This window comes from Citrobacter amalonaticus (assembly GCF_018252635.1).
GTDB classification, from domain to species: domain Bacteria; phylum Pseudomonadota; class Gammaproteobacteria; order Enterobacterales; family Enterobacteriaceae; genus Citrobacter_A; species Citrobacter_A amalonaticus_E.
In genome coordinates this window covers 279,174-296,119 of sequence record NZ_JAGTXM010000002.1, presented here as the reverse complement: position 1 = coordinate 296,119, position 16,946 = coordinate 279,174, and the positions used below count along the sequence as shown (strand labels likewise).

Genomic DNA, 16,946 nt, shown 5'->3' with positions numbered 1-16,946 from the left:
GAATGTGTAATCACTATCGGCAGCCGCCACAAAATCTTTAACTCATTATAGGTTAATAAGAATATTCCCATCAGGATCGACAATACCGCTGACAATCTGACCTGATAACATTCTCACTCGTGCGTTCTGCGCGACCGCCGCATTGTTCAGTGCCTTACCTTCCGCATTGACGCTAAATCCATCGCCATTGGCAACCACCTGCACACGCTGTCCGGCTTTAATGCGCCATGCCTGGCGCAACATATTGAGCTGGATGGCCTGCCCCGGCGCGAGATCGCGCAGACTCACCGCATCCTGAACCTGGCTGATATCCAGCACGGTTCGGGGCGGGAGCTGGTCAAGACGTCCGCGTTTCAGCGTGACGCTGCCCGGGCCAAGTGTACCGCCACGCGCAACGGGCGTGGCCGCAACCACATAGTCTCCTGTCGCCTGCACGTTGACCTGCAGATAACGTTTTTCATTGGCGCAACGTGCCAGCACATTCACGTTCCCCCACAGTTTTGCCCCGGTCATGCTGAACGCCGGCGTTTCGCAATGCGGCAACAGATTGGGTGGAGTACGCACGGTCACAACCACATCGTTACTGAATCCGGCCAGACGCTGGCTGAACCAGTCGTTCAATTGCGCATTCAAATCCTGCGCCAGTGTCAGGGGACTGAACAGCAGCGCCAGCATGGCTACTCCACGTTTTAACGTTTGCATCGTCACCTTCCACCGTTTTTGCAATGACAGGATTCTACCTGTGTGACGCAACCATCAACGCAATAAATAGCGACCCATTTTGCGTTTATTCCGGCGATAACGCGCGCGTAATGGGATTTAAGCTGTCGGCTGAATTTTGTCATCTGCGGAGGAGATATGCTCGATAAGCTCGACGCCGCCTTACGTTTTCAACAGGAAGCGCTGAATCTGCGCGCCCAACGGCAAGAAGTATTGGCCGCCAACATTGCGAACGCCGATACGCCGGGGTATCAGGCGCGCGACATGGATTTTGCCAGTGAGTTAAAAAAAGTGATGGTGCGTGGACGGCAAGAAACCAGCGGTGTGTCGCTGGCATTAACCTCCGCACAGCATATTCCCGCCCAGGCCATTACCGCACCGTCTACGGATCTGCTCTACCGCATTCCCGACCAGCCTTCGCTTGATGGCAACACCGTCGATATGGACCGGGAACGCACGCAGTTTGCGGATAACAGCCTGAAATACCAGATGAGTCTGACCGCCTTGAGTGGGCAGATTAAAGGCATGATGAACGTGTTACAGGGGGGGAACTAATCCGTGGCGCTGCTGAATATTTTTGATATCGCCGGTTCGGCCTTAACCGCGCAGTCCAAGCGTCTGAACGTCGCCGCCAGTAACCTGGCCAACGCAGACAGCGTTACCGGACCCGATGGTCAACCGTATCGCGCAAAGCAGGTGGTCTTCCAGGTGGATGCGGCTCCCGGCGCGGTAACGGGAGGCGTGAAAGTGTCGGACGTTATTGAGAGCCAGGCGCCGGATAAACTGGTCTACGAACCAGGTAACCCGCTGGCCGATGCCAATGGCTACGTAAAGATGCCTAACGTCGATGTGGTTGGCGAGATGGTCAATACCATGTCTGCTTCCCGCAGTTATCAGGCGAACGTCGAAGTCCTCAACACCGTTAAGAGCATGATGCTTAAGACGCTGACACTGGGCCAGTAAAAGGAGACAGCCATGTCAATTGCGGTAAACGTTAACGATCCGACAAACACCGGTGTGAAAAGCTCCAGCAGCGGGAGTTCGCTGTCGGGCAGTAATGCGGCGGATCTGCAAAGCAGCTTTCTGACGCTGCTGGTGGCGCAACTGAAAAACCAGGATCCGACCAACCCGATGCAGAACAACGAGCTGACCACGCAGCTCGCGCAGATCAGCACCGTCAGCGGTATTGAGAAGCTGAATACCACTCTGGGGTCGATCTCCGGTCAGATCGACAACAGCCAGTCATTACAGGCCAGTACGCTGATTGGTCATGGTGTGATGATCCCGGGCACCACTGTTCTGGCAGGCAAAGGCACCGAAGAGGGCGCGACCACCACCACCACGCCGTTTGGTGTTGAGCTGCAACAGCCTGCTGACAAAGTCACCGCCACCATTACCGACAAAGACGGCAAAGTGGTGCGCACCATTGAAATTGGTGCGCTGAAGGCCGGTGTTCACACCTTTACCTGGGACGGCACCCTGACCGATGGCACGACGGCGGAGAACGGCTCATATAACGTGGCGATAACCGCCAGTAACGGCACGACGCAACTGGTGGCGCAACCCTTGCAGTTTGCACTGGTACAAGGGGTGATTCGTAGCAGCAGCGGCAACACACTGGATCTGGGCACCTACGGAACCACCACCCTCGACGAAGTACGGCAGATAATCTAAGCCTTCACATTAATCAGGAGTCATCATGGCTTTTTCACAAGCGGTTAGCGGCCTGAATGCCGCAGCCACCAACCTCGATGTCATTGGTAACAACATCGCCAACTCCGCGACCTATGGTTTTAAATCCGGTACGGCGTCCTTTGCGGATATGTTTGCCGGTTCGAAAGTTGGTCTGGGCGTAAAAGTTGCGGGGATCACGCAGGACTTTACCGATGGTACAACCACCAACACCGGTCGCGGTCTGGATGTCGCTATCAGCCAGAATGGCTTCTTCCGTCTGGTCGACAGCAACGGCTCGGTTTTCTACAGCCGTAACGGCCAGTTCAAGCTCGATGAAAACCGCAATCTGATCAACATGCAGGGGATGCAACTGACGGGCTATCCGGCAACCGGCACCCCGCCGACCATTCAGCAAGGGGCGAACCCGGGTCCGATCACCATTCCGAACACCCTGATGGGGGCAAAAAGCACCGATACCGCGGCGATGCAGATTAACCTGAACTCGACGGACAAAATTCCGGCGAACACGCCTTTCAAACCGACCGATGCTGACAGCTATAACAAACGTGCGCCGGTGACGGTGTTCGACAGCCAGGGTAACCAGCACGACATTAACCTGTATTACGTCAAGACTGGCGATAACACCTGGGACGTCTGGACTCAGGATTCCAGCGTAGCTAACTCACCGCTGGTGAAATCCGCGCAGATGACATTCGATGAGAACGGCACGCTGGATACCGTAAAAGAGTATACCGAAGTTGCGGCTGTTCCTCCTGCCACCGAACCAACCTGGACGCTGGGGGCGGCGAATGCCACGCCATCATTCGAGATCACCACGGGGACAGTGAACGGTGCGGTTCCCGCGACCTTCACCCTTAGCCTGCAAAACTCAATGCAGCAGAATACCGGGACGAACGCCGTCATCGCCACCACGCAAAACGGCTACAAGCCGGGCGATCTGGTCAGCTATCAGATTAACGACGATGGCACCGTGGTCGGCAACTACTCCAACGAACAGAAACAGGTGCTGGGACAGATCGTGCTGGCGAACTTCGCCAACAACGAAGGTCTGGCCTCTCAGGGCGATAACGTCTGGGCCGCCACGCAGGCGTCCGGTGTAGAGCTGCTGGGAACAGCCGGGACCGGTAACTTCGGTAAGCTGACCAACGGCGCACTGGAGTCGTCGAACGTGGATCTGAGTAAAGAACTGGTGAACATGATCGTCGCCCAGCGCAACTATCAGTCGAACGCGCAGACCATCAAAACCCAGGACCAGATCCTCAACACGCTGGTTAACCTGCGCTAAGCGCTGACGGGATAACGTAATGGATCACGCAATCTACACCGCGATGGGGGCGGCCAGTCAGACGCTGAACCAACAGGCGGTGACGGCAAGCAACCTGGCGAACGCCTCGACACCGGGATTCCGTGCGCAGCTCAATGCGCTGCGCGCCGTGCCGGTTGAAGGTTTATCGCTGCCCACGCGTACGCTGGTGACGGCCTCAACGCCGGGAGCAGATATGACGCCCGGTCAGATGGATTACACCTCGCGTCCGCTGGACGTGGCGTTACAACAGGACGGTTGGCTGGCGGTACAGACCGCGAACGGTAGCGAAGGCTATACCCGTAACGGCAGCATTCAGGTGGACCCAACCGGACAGTTGACCATTCAGGGGCATCCGGTGATTGGCGAAGCCGGGCCGATCGCGGTGCCGGAAGGGTCGGAAATCACCATTGCGGCGGACGGCACCATTTCAGCGCTTAATCCCGGCGATCCGGCGAACACCATCGCGCCAGTGGGACGTCTGAAGCTGGTGAAGGCCGAGGGGAACGAAGTGCAGCGCGGTGACGACGGGATGTTCCGTCTGACCGCTGCCGCACAGGCAACCCGTGGTCCAGTGTTGCAGGCCGATCCGACTATTCGCGTGATGTCGGGGGTACTGGAGGGCAGCAACGTCAACGCGGTGTCCGCCATGAGCGACATGATTGCCAGCGCCCGCCGTTTTGAAATGCAGATGAAGGTTATCAGCAGCGTGGATGACAACGCTGGTCGCGCTAACCAACTGCTGTCGATGACTTAATACAGGACATTTTATGATCAGCTCATTATGGATCGCCAAAACCGGCCTGGACGCGCAGCAAACCAACATGGACGTGATTGCCAACAACCTGGCAAACGTCAGCACCAATGGTTTTAAGCGTCAGCGCGCGGTATTTGAAGATCTGCTTTATCAGACCATTCGTCAGCCTGGCGCTCAGTCTTCTGAGCAGACCACGTTGCCGTCCGGCCTGCAAATTGGTACCGGCGTGCGTCCGGTGGCGACCGAGCGTCTGCACAGTCAGGGCAACCTGTCGCAAACCAACAACAGTAAAGATGTCGCCATCAAAGGTCAGGGGTTCTTTCAGGTTCTTCTGCCGGATGGTACTTCTGCGTATACCCGCGATGGGTCTTTCCAGGTCGATCAGAATGGTCAACTGGTGACCGCCGGCGGCTTCCAGGTTCAGCCAGCGATTACCATTCCGGCTAACGCCCTGAGCATCACCATTGGTCGTGACGGTGTCGTGAGCGTAACCCAACAGGGACAGGCCGCACCTGTGCAGGTGGGCCAGCTTAATCTGACCACGTTTATGAACGATACCGGTCTGGAGAGCATTGGTGAAAACCTGTACACCGAAACCCAGTCTTCCGGCGCACCAAATGAGAGTACGCCGGGCCTGAACGGGGCCGGTCTGCTGTATCAGGGCTATGTCGAGACCTCAAACGTCAACGTCGCGGAAGAGCTGGTCAATATGATTCAGGTTCAGCGCGCATACGAAATCAACAGCAAAGCGGTCTCAACGACCGACCAGATGCTGCAAAAACTGACGCAACTCTAAGGTGTTGTCCGGTGGGACGTCAGTCTCACCGGCACCCGGATTCAGAAGATAAAGGCAATGCAAAAAAACGCTGCGCACGCATACCCCATCATGGCCCTGCTGGTGGTTTCACTGTCAGGATGTGCCTGGATCCCTTCCACTCCGCTCGTCCAGGGCGCGACTACGGCGCAGCCTGTTCCTGGCCCGACGCCGGTGGCAAATGGTTCGATTTTCCAATCCGCGCAGCCCATCAACTATGGCTATCAGCCATTGTTTGAAGACCGTCGTCCGCGCAACATCGGCGATACGCTGACCATTGTGCTGCAGGAAAACGTCAGCGCCAGTAAAAGCTCTTCTGCCAACGCCAGCCGTGACGGTAAAACCAACTTTGGTTTTGATACCGTTCCGCGCTATCTGCAAGGGTTATTTGGTAATGCGCGAGCGGACGTTGAAGCGTCTGGCGGTAACACCTTTAACGGTAAGGGCGGGGCTAACGCCAGCAATACTTTTAGCGGCACGTTAACCGTGACCGTCGATCAGGTGCTGGTCAACGGCAACTTACATGTCGTGGGTGAAAAACAGATTGCCATCAACCAGGGTACTGAGTTCATCCGCTTCTCCGGGGTTGTGAATCCGCGCACCATCAGCGGCAGTAACTCCGTTCCGTCAACTCAGGTGGCGGATGCACGTATTGAATATGTCGGAAACGGCTACATCAACGAAGCGCAAAATATGGGCTGGCTCCAGCGTTTCTTCCTTAACCTGTCGCCGATGTAAGCGAGGTCTCCCATGTTGAAATCTGTAGTTGGACTGGTTCTGGTCCTCGTCGCCACGCTGGCGCATGCCGATCGTATCCGCGATCTGACCAGCGTGCAGGGCGTGCGCGAAAACTCGCTTATTGGCTACGGGCTGGTGGTGGGGCTGGACGGGACCGGTGACCAGACCACCCAGACACCATTTACTACTCAAACTCTGAACAACATGCTCTCGCAGTTGGGTATCACCGTGCCGACCGGGACCAACATGCAACTGAAAAACGTGGCGGCGGTGATGGTCACCGCGTCATTCCCGGCCTTTGGTCGACAGGGACAAACCATCGACGTGGTGGTGTCTTCGCTGGGGAACGCGAAAAGTCTGCGCGGTGGGACGCTGTTGATGACGCCGCTGAAGGGGGTCGACAGCCAGGTGTATGCGCTGGCGCAGGGCAACATTTTAGTCGGCGGTGCCGGGGCGTCCGCGGGCGGCAGCAGCGTGCAGGTCAACCAGCTTAACGGCGGACGGATCACCAACGGGGCGACTATCGAGCGAGAACTGCCCAGCCAGTTCGGTGCGGGTAATACGTTGAACCTGCAACTGAATAATGAAGATTTCACCATGGCACAGCAAATTGCTGACACCATCAACCGGTCACGCGGCTTTGGCAGCGCCACCGCGCTGGATGCGCGCACGATTCAGGTTCGCGTGCCGAGCGGCAACAGCTCTCAGGTTCGCTTCCTGGCCGATATCCAGAATATGGAAGTGAACGTGACGCCGCAGGATGCAAAAGTGGTGATCAACTCGCGTACCGGTTCGGTGGTGATGAATCGCGAAGTCACGCTGGATAGCTGTGCCGTTGCACAAGGGAATCTCTCCGTTACCGTTAACCGTCAGGCGAACGTCAGCCAACCAGATACGCCGTTTGGCGGCGGTCAGACGGTGGTGACGCCGCAAACGCAGATCGATCTGCGTCAGAGCGGCGGTTCGCTGCAAAGCGTTCGCTCCAGCGCCAATCTGAACAACGTGGTTCGTGCGCTGAATGCGCTGGGGGCAACGCCGATGGATCTGATGTCCATTCTGCAGTCGATGCAGAGCGCCGGCTGTCTGCGCGCGAAACTGGAAATTATCTGATGATTAGCGACAGCAAGCTGATGGCCAGCGCCGCCTGGGATGCGCAATCGCTGAATGAACTGAAGGCGAAAGCGGGTCAGGATCCGGCGGCGAATATCCGCCCGGTGGCCCGCCAGGTCGAAGGAATGTTCGTCCAGATGATGCTGAAAAGCATGCGTGAAGCGCTGCCAAAAGATGGCGTCTTCAGCAGCGATCAGACGCGTCTGTATACCAGCATGTATGACCAGCAGATTGCACAGCAGATGACCGCAGGAAAAGGTCTGGGGTTGGCGGAAATGATGGTCAAACAGATGACGCAGGGGCAGGCGCAGCCTGCGGAAGAAACGCCGCAGGTGCCGATGAAGTTCCCGCTGGAAACGGTCACCAGCTACCAGAACCAGGCGCTGACGCAACTGGTGCGTAAAGCAATGCCGAAAACACCGCAGAGCAATGACGAACCGCTCTCGGGCGACAGCAAAGACTTCCTGGCACAACTGTCGCTGCCGGCCCGACTGGCCAGTGAGCAGAGCGGCGTACCGCATCACCTGATTCTGGCACAGGCGGCGCTGGAATCGGGCTGGGGCCAACGGCAGATCCGCCGGGAAAACGGCGAGCCGAGTTTCAACCTGTTTGGCGTGAAGGCTTCGGGTAACTGGAAAGGGCCGGTGACGGAAATCACTACGACCGAATATGAAAACGGCGAAGCGAAGAAGGTGAAGGCCAAATTCCGTGTGTACAGCTCGTATCTCGAAGCGCTGTCGGATTATGTGGGGCTGTTGACCCGTAATCCACGCTACGCGGCAGTGACCACGGCGATCACCGCAGAGCAAGGGGCACAGGCGTTGCAGAGCGCCGGCTATGCCACCGATCCGAACTATGCGCGCAAATTGACCAGCATGATCCAACAGTTGAAGTCAATGAGTGAGAAGGTGAGTAACGCCTACAACACGAATCTCGACAATCTCTTCTAAATGGCTCAAGTCTTGTGACCTGCTGCCGATAATGTTCTGTAACTGAAGGATTAAAAGGAACTCCCATGTCCAGCTTGATTAATAACGCTATGAGCGGGCTGAGCGCAGCTCAGGCGGCGCTGAATACTGCCAGTAACAACATTTCCAGCTATAACGTTGCGGGCTATACGCGGCAGACGACCATTATGGCGCAAGCCAATAGTACGCTGGGTGCCGGTGGTTGGGTGGGCAATGGTGTCTATGTTTCGGGTGTACAGCGCGAATACGATGCGTTTATTACCAATCAGTTGCGTGCGGCGCAAAATCAGAGCAGCGGTCTGACGACGCGTTATGAGCAGATGTCTAAAGTCGACAACCTGCTGGCCAGCAAAACCAGTTCTGTTTCCGTGTCCATGCAAGATTTTTTCACCAGCCTGCAAACGCTGGTGAGTAACGCCGAAGATCCGGCGGCGCGTCAGACGCTGATTGGTAAAGCCAACGGGCTGGTAAACCAGTTTAAAACGACCGACCAGTATCTGCGCGATCAGGACAAACAGGTCAATATCGCGATCGGTTCCAGCGTCGATCAGATTAACAACTACAGTAAGCAAATTGCCAGCCTGAACGATCAGATCTCGCGTCTGACCGGCGTGGGAGCCGGGGCCTCCCCGAATAACCTGCTTGATCAGCGCGATCAGCTGGTCAGTGAGCTGAACAAAATTGTCGGTGTCGAGGTCAGTGTTCAGGACGGGGGCACTTATAACATCACCATGGCGAACGGCTATTCACTGGTGCAGGGAAGTAATGCTCGTCAGTTGGCAGCCGTCCCTTCGCAGGCCGACCCTACACGTACCACCGTTGCCTATGTGGATTCCATCGCAGGCAATATCGAAATTCCGGAAAAACTGCTCACGACCGGTTCGCTCGGCGGCCTGCTGACCTTCCGTTCTCAGGATCTGGATCAAACGCGCAATACCCTGGGACAGCTGGCGCTGGCGTTTGCTGACGCGTTTAACCAGCAGCACAGAGCAGGTTACAATGCAAACGGCGAAAATAATGTCGATTTCTTTAGCATCGGTAGCCCGGCAGTGTATTCGAATGACAAGAACACGGGCAGCATCAGCGCGACCGTTAAGACTGCTTCAGACGTTCAGGCGACCGACTATAAAATGGTCTACGACGGGACTAAATGGCAGGTCACTCGTCTTGCCGATAACACGACTTTTGAAGCCACCGAGAATGCGGGCACTCTGACTTTTGATGGTCTGGAGATCACAGTCGATGCAGCAGCCGCTAAAAATGACAGTTTCATCGTCAAGCCGGTTAGCGACGCCATCATCAATATGGGCGTCCTGGTGACCAACGAATCGCAAATTGCGATGGCGAAGGACGCAACGGCGGGCGAGAGCGACAACCGTAACGGTCAGGCGCTGTTGGATCTGCAAAAAGACGATACCACCGTGGGGGGCTCAAAATCGTTTAACGACGCCTATGCCACGCTGGTAAGCAATGTGGGCAGCAAAACCGCAACGCTGAAAACCAGCAGCACCACCCAGGGCAACGTGGTGACACAACTGAGCAATCAGCAACAGTCTATTTCCGGCGTCAACCTTGACGAAGAGTACGGCAACCTGCAACGCTTCCAGCAGTATTACCTGGCTAACGCTCAGGTGTTGCAAACCGCCAACTCTCTGTTTGATGCACTGCTGAGTATTCGCTAAGGGAGCAGGAAACGATGCGTATCAGTACCCAAATGATGTATCAGCAGAACATGCGCGGCATTACCAATTCCCAGGCGGAATGGATGAAATACGGTGAGCAGATGTCGACGGGGAAGCGGGTGATCAATCCGTCTGACGATCCCATCGCCGCCTCGCAGGCCGTGGTCTTGTCACAGGCGCAGGCGGAGAACAGCCAGTTTGCCCTGGCGCGAACCTTCGCCACGCAGAAGGTTTCGCTGGAAGAGAACGTACTGAGTCAGGTGACAACCGCAATTCAGAACGCACAGGAAAAAATCGTCAGCGCCGGTAACGGAACGCTGAGTGACGATGACCGCGCCTCGCTGGCGACTGACTTACAGGGGATCCGCGATCAGTTGATGAACCTGGCAAACAGTACCGATGGTAACGGACGCTATATTTTTGCCGGTTTTAAAACGGAAACGGCCCCGTTTGCGCAGGCTGACGGTACCTACAACGGCGGTACGGATAACATCACTCAGCAGGTGGATGCCTCCCGCTCGATGGTCATCGGCCACACCGGCGATAAAATTTTCAACACGATCACCAGTAATGCGGTGCCAGAACCCAACAACGGAACGTCCGAAACCAACCTGTTCAGAATGCTGGATTCAGCGATTGACTCACTGAAATCGCCGGTGGGTGACGATGAAACGCTGAAAGAGCAGGCGAAAGCGGTGATTGATAAAACTAACCGCGGTCTGAAGAACTCGCTCAATAATGTGCTGAGCGTGCGTGCAGAACTGGGTACCCAACTGAGTGAACTGAGTGCACTGGACTCGCTCGGCACCGATCGTGCATTAGGACAAACGCAACAGATGAGTAATCTGGTGGATGTGGACTGGAACGCGGCCATTTCATCGTACGTTATGCAGCAGGCGGCGCTCCAGGCATCCTATAAAGCCTTTACTGATATGCAGGGGATGTCGCTGTTCCAGCTCAACCGCTAATACCACTTTGAAACATATCATGAAACTGGGTATGTTTTGTCTGCCCGCTCCCTCTCACCCCGGAGCGGGCATTTTTTTGCCGGTTACACGTTAACTTGCTGATGGGCAGATGAATGCTTTCCCGCCAGTCTGATGGCCAGCGCAATGGCACCACTAAGGGTGGCCAGCGTGACGACGCCTTGCCAGTTCGCCTGCGTGTAGACCTGACTGCCGAGCACTGAGCCCAGCGCCATGCCGATAAATACAACGCTGAACAAGAGTGCGTTCAGACGAGCCCTTGCCTGCGGCGCCAGGCTATACACCAGGTTCTGGTGCGCCACCAGGCTTGATTGCAGTCCCAGGTCAAACCCGACGGCGGAGAGTGCAATTAGCCCCCACTGACCGTGAACGGGTAAGGCGGGGAGTAGAAACATCAGCGCAAAAGAGACGGTCACCAATAGCGCACCCAGTTGCGTCACTTTTTCTGCTCCCATCTTATCCGCCAGATGGCCTGCTAACGGGGCGGCCAGCGCGCCGGCGGCCCCGGCGATACCAAATGCACCTGCGACGGCGCTGCCCAATTGATAATGCTCCGCAAGCATGACGGCTAACGTTGACCAGAATGCGCTGAACGCGATGGACAGAAACCCCTGAGCCAGGGCGGCACGACGCAGAGCCGGGTAGTGACGCCATAACTGCGCCAGGCTCACCATTAGCGCGGGGTAACTCAACGTGGAATGGGTGGCAAACGTGGGCAGGACTTTCCACAGCAACACGCCAACCAGCGCGATACTGAGCGCGGCAAGTTGATACATTTCCCGCCAGCCAAAGGTTTCTCCGACCAGACCACTCACCGTGCGAGACAGCAAAATACCCAGCAGCAGGCCGGTCATCACCGTCCCGACCGTTTTCCCTTGTTTACCTTCCTGGGCGAGAATGGCCGCTGCCGGGACGATGTCTTGTGCCATCGTGGCTGCCATCCCAATCAACAGGCTAACTGTCAGTAAAGAATGTACCTGGCCGGTGACGCTAAAGGCCAGAAGCAGCAAGGCGAGCGCTGCGCTTTTCAGCACAATGAGCTTGCGCCTATCGTAACGGTCCCCGAGCGGCAATAAAAACAGGATCCCTAACGCATAGCCAGCCTGCGTTAATGTAGGTACCAGCCCCATGCCAGTGATGCTGAGTGCCAACTCGGCCCCCATTAACGGTAATAACGGTTGTGCATAGTAAATGGCGGCGACGCTAAAACCTGCGCCCAATGCCAGAACAAAGATGAGCCAGCGTGACGGTGTGTGCATTTCAAAATCCTCAATCATCGGTGTGCGGTTATTTTTCTCTGCCGGGCGATAGTCTGGTAGCAGGCGTAGTGGTAAAACAGTTATACGTATTACGTATGAGCATTTTGAAAATGATAAAAACAGAGCGTATAGACAGGGTCGAACTGATGCGTACGTTTGTGCGCATTGTAGAAGCAGGGTCGCTATCCGCCGCAGCCCGGCAACTCAATACCACCCAGGCGACGATCAGCCGTCGCTTGCAGTCACTGGAAGCCATGTTAGGGGTGAAGTTGGTATTACGCACTACCCATGCGATGAAGCTTACGGATGATGGAGAGCGGGGTTATCAGCATGCCAAACACATTATTGACGCCTGGCTGGCGCTGGAGGACGGGCTTAACGTTGCCGACGATGAACCTGTCGGGATGTTGCGGGTGCGGGCTCCCCATGCCTTTGGTCAGCAGCAGCTTCTTACGCCATTACTGAGTTTTTTAGCACGCTATCCCAATCTGTCGGTGGAGTGGATGCTCAATGATAAGACAGTCGATTTTCTCAGCGATAATATTGACTGCGCGATCCGCGTCGGCGCGGAGGTCGATCCGGCAACGGTTTCTGTGCTGTTAGCGGAAGTGCCGCGTAGTGTGGTCGCTACACCGGCGTTGCTGGCGCAATTTACAACGATCGCGTCGCCAGAACAGCTGTCGTCCCTGCCCTGGATTGCCGTCAACACCTTCTATCAACACAACGTCTCGCTCAGCCATCAGTACAGCCGGGAACCGGTGACGTTCCCGATTACGCCTCGTCTGAGCACAGACAGTATTTACGTTGCGCGAAACGCCGCGCTGGCGGGGCTGGGCGTAGTGCTTGTATCAAGCTGGACAGTGAGTGAGGATATCGCGCAGGGGCGACTGATCGAACTGGTTCCAGACTGGCAGGCCGCGCCGTTGCCGGTGCATCTGGTTTACCCGTGGGCGCGTTACTACCCCACGCGATTGCGTAAGTTTCTGGAGCTGATGAAAGCGGTGATGCCTGAGCTTGCGGGAATGCGCAGACCGGAAGGGGAATAAAAAAGCCGACCCGGAGGTCGGCTTTTTACGCTATCGATTTTACTCGACAGGCTGAGGACGGGTCGGTCCAGCGGAGGCATGATGCGTAGCGCTGTGACCGCCTGCGGCACCTTTGCCCTCAAAAGCGAAAGCAGGGCGCTGCCAGTCACTGTGTCGCGGCGCTTCCGGCACGTATGCCGGCGCTGGCGCGCGGGTCATCGGTGCGGTTGCGTGGCTGTGCTCAGCAACAGGTTCCACCGCGACCGGCGCTGCGGGTTCTGCGACCGGTGCAACGTCGACGGCTTCAGCGACCAGCTCAGGTGTTGTTGCTTCTTCAACAACCACAGGCGCCTCAACCGGCTCTGCAACGATTTCAGTCTCGGCAACCACTTCAGTTTCGGCAACCACTTCAGGCTCGGCAACCACTTCAGGTTCTACCGCCACTGTTTCAGGTTCTACCGCGACGACTGCAGACGTCTCTTCAATCACCGGAGCAATTTCCTGGGGCTCAGCGATGGGTTCCGCCTGTGCGGCAACTTCTTCAGCGACAGGGACATCGGCATCGTCAATTACCTGCGGTTGCTCAACAACCGGGGTGGCAATCACTTCCGGATGGGTGGTTTCAACCACTGCTTCAGCCTGAACGGGCGCTTCAGCCACCGTTTCAACGACAGTTTCAACGTTCGGTTCGACTGCGGCAACGGTTTCAACGGCAGCAGCAATGACTTGCGGTTCGGTCACTGCCGGTTGTACCTGCACCTGTTCGATTTCTTGTGCTTCAGGCTGTGCATCCTGAGGACGTGCCACCGGGTAGCGGATCCACACTTTGCCAGACGCCATTTCTGGCGAAGCGCAGGCAACTGTCAGCGGCATCGGCGACTGCAACGGGTAACGTTCGTCACGATAACGACGACGACGCTGGCCGCTCACACGCAGATGGCGTGGGGAACGACGAGAACGGCGCGGCATGCCACCGTTATCACGCGCTTCACCATTGTCATCCTGCTCAGAAGTCGCTTCTGTCACGACAGGCAGAGGAACTTTCACCAGTTCAGTGCTTTGTGCCGGTGCAGCTTGTGCTGCGATCGGTTCGACAACGTTCGATTCCGTGGTTGCAGTTTCTACCCCTTCCACGTCGGAGACCTTGTCGTCGTAACGCACTTTCTGGTTCAACTGACGCTGTTTACGGCGCGGTTGGGCCTGACGAACGCGCTCTTCCTGTTCGGTCTCAGCTGTCTGCTGTTCGTCAAGATTCAGCGCCTTCACTTCCTGCTGCGCCTGACGTTTATCTTCATTGCGACGGCGGTTACGTTCGCGACGCGGCTGCTGCTGTTCATCACCCGACTTCGCCTTATCCGCTACATCAGTTGATGGCTGACGGTTATCACGGTTTTCGGCATTCTGTTGGGCATTACGGCGGTTGCGACGATTCTCGTCGCGATTTTCACCACTCTCAGAACGTTCACCACGGCTGTCGCGGTTATCACGACGCTCGTTGCGATCGTTACGGTCACGACGGTTGTTCTGACGTTTACGGCGATCCTGCTGACGCTCCGGCTTTTCTGCGGCTTTCGGCGCAGGTTGCTCGGCTGGTTTCACTTCTTCACTACCGCTGAACAGCGATTTCAGGGCACTTAAGAAACGGCTCAACAGACCCGGCTCCGCAGGGGCGGCTGGCGCAACGGCGGCCTTCGGCGCAGCGGCTTTCACCGGCGGTTCAGCAGGTGTTGGCGCAGGCGGAACTTCTGGCATCGCGAAGGTGGCAAGCGCTGGCTGCTCTGGACGCTTACGCTCGGCGAACTCTTCTTCAGACGGTAACGCCATCGCCTCTTCATGCAGCTTCGGCAGCATGTAGCTCAGGGTCGGGGTCTCTTCACCTTTACGGACGCGCAGGACAGAGTAGTGCGGCGTTTCCATTTGATCGTTTGGTACGATCACACAGCGCACGCCATCCTGACGGGTTTCAATCGCATTAACGGCTGTACGTTTTTCGTTGAGCAGATAGGACGCAATCGGCACAGGTACAATCGCGTGAACTTCCTGAGTATTCTCTTTCAGCGCTTCTTCTTCAATCAGACGCAGAATAGACAGGGACAGCGACTCGTTATCACGCACGGTGCCGGTACCGCTACAGCGTGGGCAGACGTGATGGCTGGACTCGCCCAACGACGGGCTCAGGCGCTGACGGGACATTTCCAGCAGGCCGAAGCGAGAAATATGGCTGATCTGGATACGCGCACGATCCTGACGAACCGCTTCGCGTAGGCGGTTTTCCACCGCACGCTGGTGGCGTACCGGGGTCATGTCGATGAAATCGATGACGATCAGGCCGCCGAGGTCGCGCAGGCGCAACTGACGGGCGATTTCATCAGCCGCTTCCAGATTGGTGTTAAACGCGGTTTCTTCGATATCGCCGCCGCGTGTTGCGCGAGCGGAGTTGATGTCGATGGCGGTTAACGCTTCGGTGCTGTCGATAACGATGGAGCCACCGGAAGGCAGACGCACTTCACGCTGGAAGGCGGATTCAATCTGTGACTCGATCTGATAGTGGCTGAACAGCGGGATTTCACCGGTGTAGAGCTTGATTTTGCTACTGAAATCCGGACGACCCAACGCGGCGATATGCTGACGCGCCAGTTCGAGCACTTTCGGGTTATCGATAAGGATTTCACCGATATCCTGACGCAGATAGTCGCGGAAGGCGCGAACAATCACATTGCTTTCCTGGTGGATCAGGAACGGAGCAGGGCGGCTTTCAGCGGCTTTCTGAATGGCTTCCCAGTGTTTCAGACGGAAGCTTAAGTCCCACTGCAGCGCTTCGGCAGATTTGCCTACACCCGCAGTACGTACGATAAGACCCATGCCATCTGGCAGCTCAAGACTGGCCAGCGCTTCTTTCAGTTCGGTACGGTCATCGCCTTCAATGCGACGAGAAATACCGCCTGCACGCGGGTTGTTTGGCATCAGAACCAGATAGCTGCCCGCCAGGCTGATAAAGGTGGTCAGCGCAGCGCCTTTGTTGCCGCGTTCTTCTTTATCAATCTGCACGATAACTTCCTGGCCTTCGCGCAGCACATCTTTGATGTTAGGACGACCATGAGCGTTATAATTGGCTGGGAAATATTCGCGGGCAATTTCTTTTAACGGGAGGAAACCGTGACGTTCAGCGCCGTAATCAACAAAAGCGGCTTCCAGACTCGGTTCAATACGGGTAATTTTGCCTTTATAGATGTTCGCTTTTTTCTGTTCATGTCCAGGACTTTCAATATCCAGGTCGTACAGACGCTGCCCATCTACAAGGGCAACACGCAACTCTTCCTGCTGAGTTGCGTTGATTAACATTCTTTTCATCGTAACTTACTCATTATTCTTACATTGACGACTAAGCTGCGGGCAGAGTATTGCCTTTCCGGGTGTGAACCGATGGCCTCGTGTCTATTCGCGTCGCCAACCTCACGGTTATCGTCAGCTCAAAGAGGCGCAGAGTGTCGGTTGCCTGCGTTTCATACGGAAACACAGCGCAATTATCAGGGGAACCGCCTGGGTATTACTCTCCAGAGAAGATCCGATCTACCGGTAAGGACTGCAACCCGCAGCCCGCTAACTGTCTGAAAGATCAATACGTCTTACGCCATTGCTGCGTGGATGATCGTCCGGACAAAATGGGTCTTTCCGTAAAATTCCTTGTTTTAACAAGATTCAGCACGGAAACGGTGACATTATTCCACTGCTAACCTTGTTATAGCAAGATGACTTTTACCATTTATCACCCGCTTACTCACAGTTTTTTCACTTATGCCCGGTGATTGGTTTAATAACCACCAAATCAGTCATGAAGCATGTGAGTGAAGAAGGATAAAGATAAATATAAGCATAGAAAAATGAGTGG

The 16,946-nt window shown here is 56.0% G+C and carries 15 protein-coding genes; 12 read left to right on the top strand and 3 right to left on the bottom strand.

What is annotated here, in order from left to right:
• Positions 1-45: 45 nt before the first annotated feature.
• Positions 46-702, bottom strand: coding sequence for a flagellar basal body P-ring formation chaperone FlgA (gene flgA, locus KE671_RS05930; protein WP_206162141.1), 657 nt, complete (start codon positions 700-702; stop codon positions 46-48).
• Between the two features lie 156 nt (positions 703-858).
• On the opposite strand from flgA, the gene flgB reads away from it, so the two are divergent.
• The 11 genes from flgB to flgL all read left to right on the top strand — a co-directional run bounded on the left by flgB (position 859) and on the right by flgL (position 10,755).
• Complete coding sequence (gene flgB / locus KE671_RS05925; protein ID WP_042319669.1) at positions 859-1,275, top strand: flagellar basal body rod protein FlgB; 417 nt, start codon at positions 859-861, stop codon at positions 1,273-1,275.
• Positions 1,276-1,278: 3 nt separating this feature from the next.
• Positions 1,279-1,683, top strand: a complete 405-nt coding sequence (gene flgC / locus KE671_RS05920) for a flagellar basal body rod protein FlgC (RefSeq protein WP_043001001.1) — start codon at positions 1,279-1,281, stop codon at positions 1,681-1,683.
• Positions 1,684-1,695: 12 nt separating this feature from the next.
• Positions 1,696-2,394 (top strand): flagellar hook assembly protein FlgD, encoded by a 699-nt coding sequence (gene flgD / locus KE671_RS05915; RefSeq protein WP_206162140.1) that lies wholly within the window; start codon positions 1,696-1,698, stop codon positions 2,392-2,394.
• A 25-nt stretch (positions 2,395-2,419) separates the two neighbouring features.
• On the top strand, positions 2,420-3,700 hold the full coding sequence (gene flgE / locus KE671_RS05910; protein ID WP_206162139.1) for a flagellar hook protein FlgE: 1,281 nt from the start codon (positions 2,420-2,422) through the stop codon (positions 3,698-3,700).
• Between the two features lie 19 nt (positions 3,701-3,719).
• On the top strand, positions 3,720-4,475 hold the full coding sequence (gene flgF, locus KE671_RS05905; RefSeq protein WP_044258017.1) for a flagellar basal-body rod protein FlgF: 756 nt from the start codon (positions 3,720-3,722) through the stop codon (positions 4,473-4,475).
• 13 nt (positions 4,476-4,488) lie between these two features.
• Positions 4,489-5,271, top strand: a complete 783-nt coding sequence (gene flgG, locus KE671_RS05900) for a flagellar basal-body rod protein FlgG (protein ID WP_042319653.1) — start codon at positions 4,489-4,491, stop codon at positions 5,269-5,271.
• 57 nt (positions 5,272-5,328) lie between these two features.
• Positions 5,329-6,027, top strand: a complete 699-nt coding sequence (gene flgH / locus KE671_RS05895) for a flagellar basal body L-ring protein FlgH (protein WP_042319652.1) — start codon at positions 5,329-5,331, stop codon at positions 6,025-6,027.
• Between the two features lie 12 nt (positions 6,028-6,039).
• Positions 6,040-7,137 (top strand): flagellar basal body P-ring protein FlgI, encoded by a 1,098-nt coding sequence (locus KE671_RS05890; RefSeq protein ID WP_043000997.1) that lies wholly within the window; start codon positions 6,040-6,042, stop codon positions 7,135-7,137.
• Positions 7,137-8,087 (top strand): flagellar assembly peptidoglycan hydrolase FlgJ, encoded by a 951-nt coding sequence (gene flgJ / locus KE671_RS05885; RefSeq protein ID WP_206162138.1) that lies wholly within the window; start codon positions 7,137-7,139, stop codon positions 8,085-8,087. Before KE671_RS05890 ends, flgJ begins: the two co-directional genes overlap by 1 nt.
• 65 nt (positions 8,088-8,152) lie before the next feature.
• Positions 8,153-9,787: a flagellar hook-associated protein FlgK gene (gene flgK, locus KE671_RS05880; RefSeq protein ID WP_206162137.1), complete on the top strand. Its 1,635-nt coding sequence runs from the start codon at positions 8,153-8,155 to the stop codon at positions 9,785-9,787.
• 14 nt (positions 9,788-9,801) lie between these two features.
• Entirely contained in the window at positions 9,802-10,755 is a 954-nt protein-coding gene (flgL, locus tag KE671_RS05875; protein WP_206162136.1) for a flagellar hook-associated protein FlgL, read from the top strand.
• Positions 10,756-10,838: 83 nt separating this feature from the next.
• Here the strand turns inward: flgL and KE671_RS05870 are convergent, their stop codons facing one another.
• The gene (locus tag KE671_RS05870) at positions 10,839-12,032 is read right to left on the bottom strand and encodes an MFS transporter (RefSeq protein WP_206162135.1); all 1,194 of its coding nucleotides are present in this window, start codon (positions 12,030-12,032) and stop codon (positions 10,839-10,841) included.
• A 110-nt stretch (positions 12,033-12,142) separates the two neighbouring features.
• Here KE671_RS05870 and KE671_RS05865 point away from each other — a divergent pair, with 110 nt between their 5' ends.
• Positions 12,143-13,078: a LysR family transcriptional regulator gene (locus tag KE671_RS05865; protein WP_206162134.1), complete on the top strand. Its 936-nt coding sequence runs from the start codon at positions 12,143-12,145 to the stop codon at positions 13,076-13,078.
• A 39-nt stretch (positions 13,079-13,117) separates the two neighbouring features.
• Here KE671_RS05865 and rne read toward each other — a convergent pair whose 3' ends face one another.
• A complete protein-coding gene (gene rne / locus KE671_RS05860; protein ID WP_206162133.1) occupies positions 13,118-16,408 on the bottom strand; it encodes a ribonuclease E in 3,291 nt (1,096 codons plus the stop codon).
• Between the last annotated feature and the right edge of the window lie 538 nt (positions 16,409-16,946).

Coding starts and splice junctions, on each gene's coding strand:
- flgA (WP_206162141.1), bottom strand. CDS start 702: ATGCAAACGTTAAAACGTGGAGTAGCCATGCTGGCGCTGCTGTTCAGT.
- flgB (WP_042319669.1), top strand. CDS start 859: ATGCTCGATAAGCTCGACGCCGCCTTACGTTTTCAACAGGAAGCGCTG.
- flgD (WP_206162140.1), top strand. CDS start 1,696: ATGTCAATTGCGGTAAACGTTAACGATCCGACAAACACCGGTGTGAAA.
- flgE (WP_206162139.1), top strand. CDS start 2,420: ATGGCTTTTTCACAAGCGGTTAGCGGCCTGAATGCCGCAGCCACCAAC.
- flgF (WP_044258017.1), top strand. CDS start 3,720: ATGGATCACGCAATCTACACCGCGATGGGGGCGGCCAGTCAGACGCTG.
- flgG (WP_042319653.1), top strand. CDS start 4,489: ATGATCAGCTCATTATGGATCGCCAAAACCGGCCTGGACGCGCAGCAA.
- flgH (WP_042319652.1), top strand. CDS start 5,329: ATGCAAAAAAACGCTGCGCACGCATACCCCATCATGGCCCTGCTGGTG.
- KE671_RS05890 (WP_043000997.1), top strand. CDS start 6,040: ATGTTGAAATCTGTAGTTGGACTGGTTCTGGTCCTCGTCGCCACGCTG.
- flgJ (WP_206162138.1), top strand. CDS start 7,137: ATGATTAGCGACAGCAAGCTGATGGCCAGCGCCGCCTGGGATGCGCAA.
- flgK (WP_206162137.1), top strand. CDS start 8,153: ATGTCCAGCTTGATTAATAACGCTATGAGCGGGCTGAGCGCAGCTCAG.
- flgL (WP_206162136.1), top strand. CDS start 9,802: ATGCGTATCAGTACCCAAATGATGTATCAGCAGAACATGCGCGGCATT.
- KE671_RS05870 (WP_206162135.1), bottom strand. CDS start 12,032: ATGCACACACCGTCACGCTGGCTCATCTTTGTTCTGGCATTGGGCGCA.
- KE671_RS05865 (WP_206162134.1), top strand. CDS start 12,143: ATGATAAAAACAGAGCGTATAGACAGGGTCGAACTGATGCGTACGTTT.
- rne (WP_206162133.1), bottom strand. CDS start 16,408: ATGAAAAGAATGTTAATCAACGCAACTCAGCAGGAAGAGTTGCGTGTT.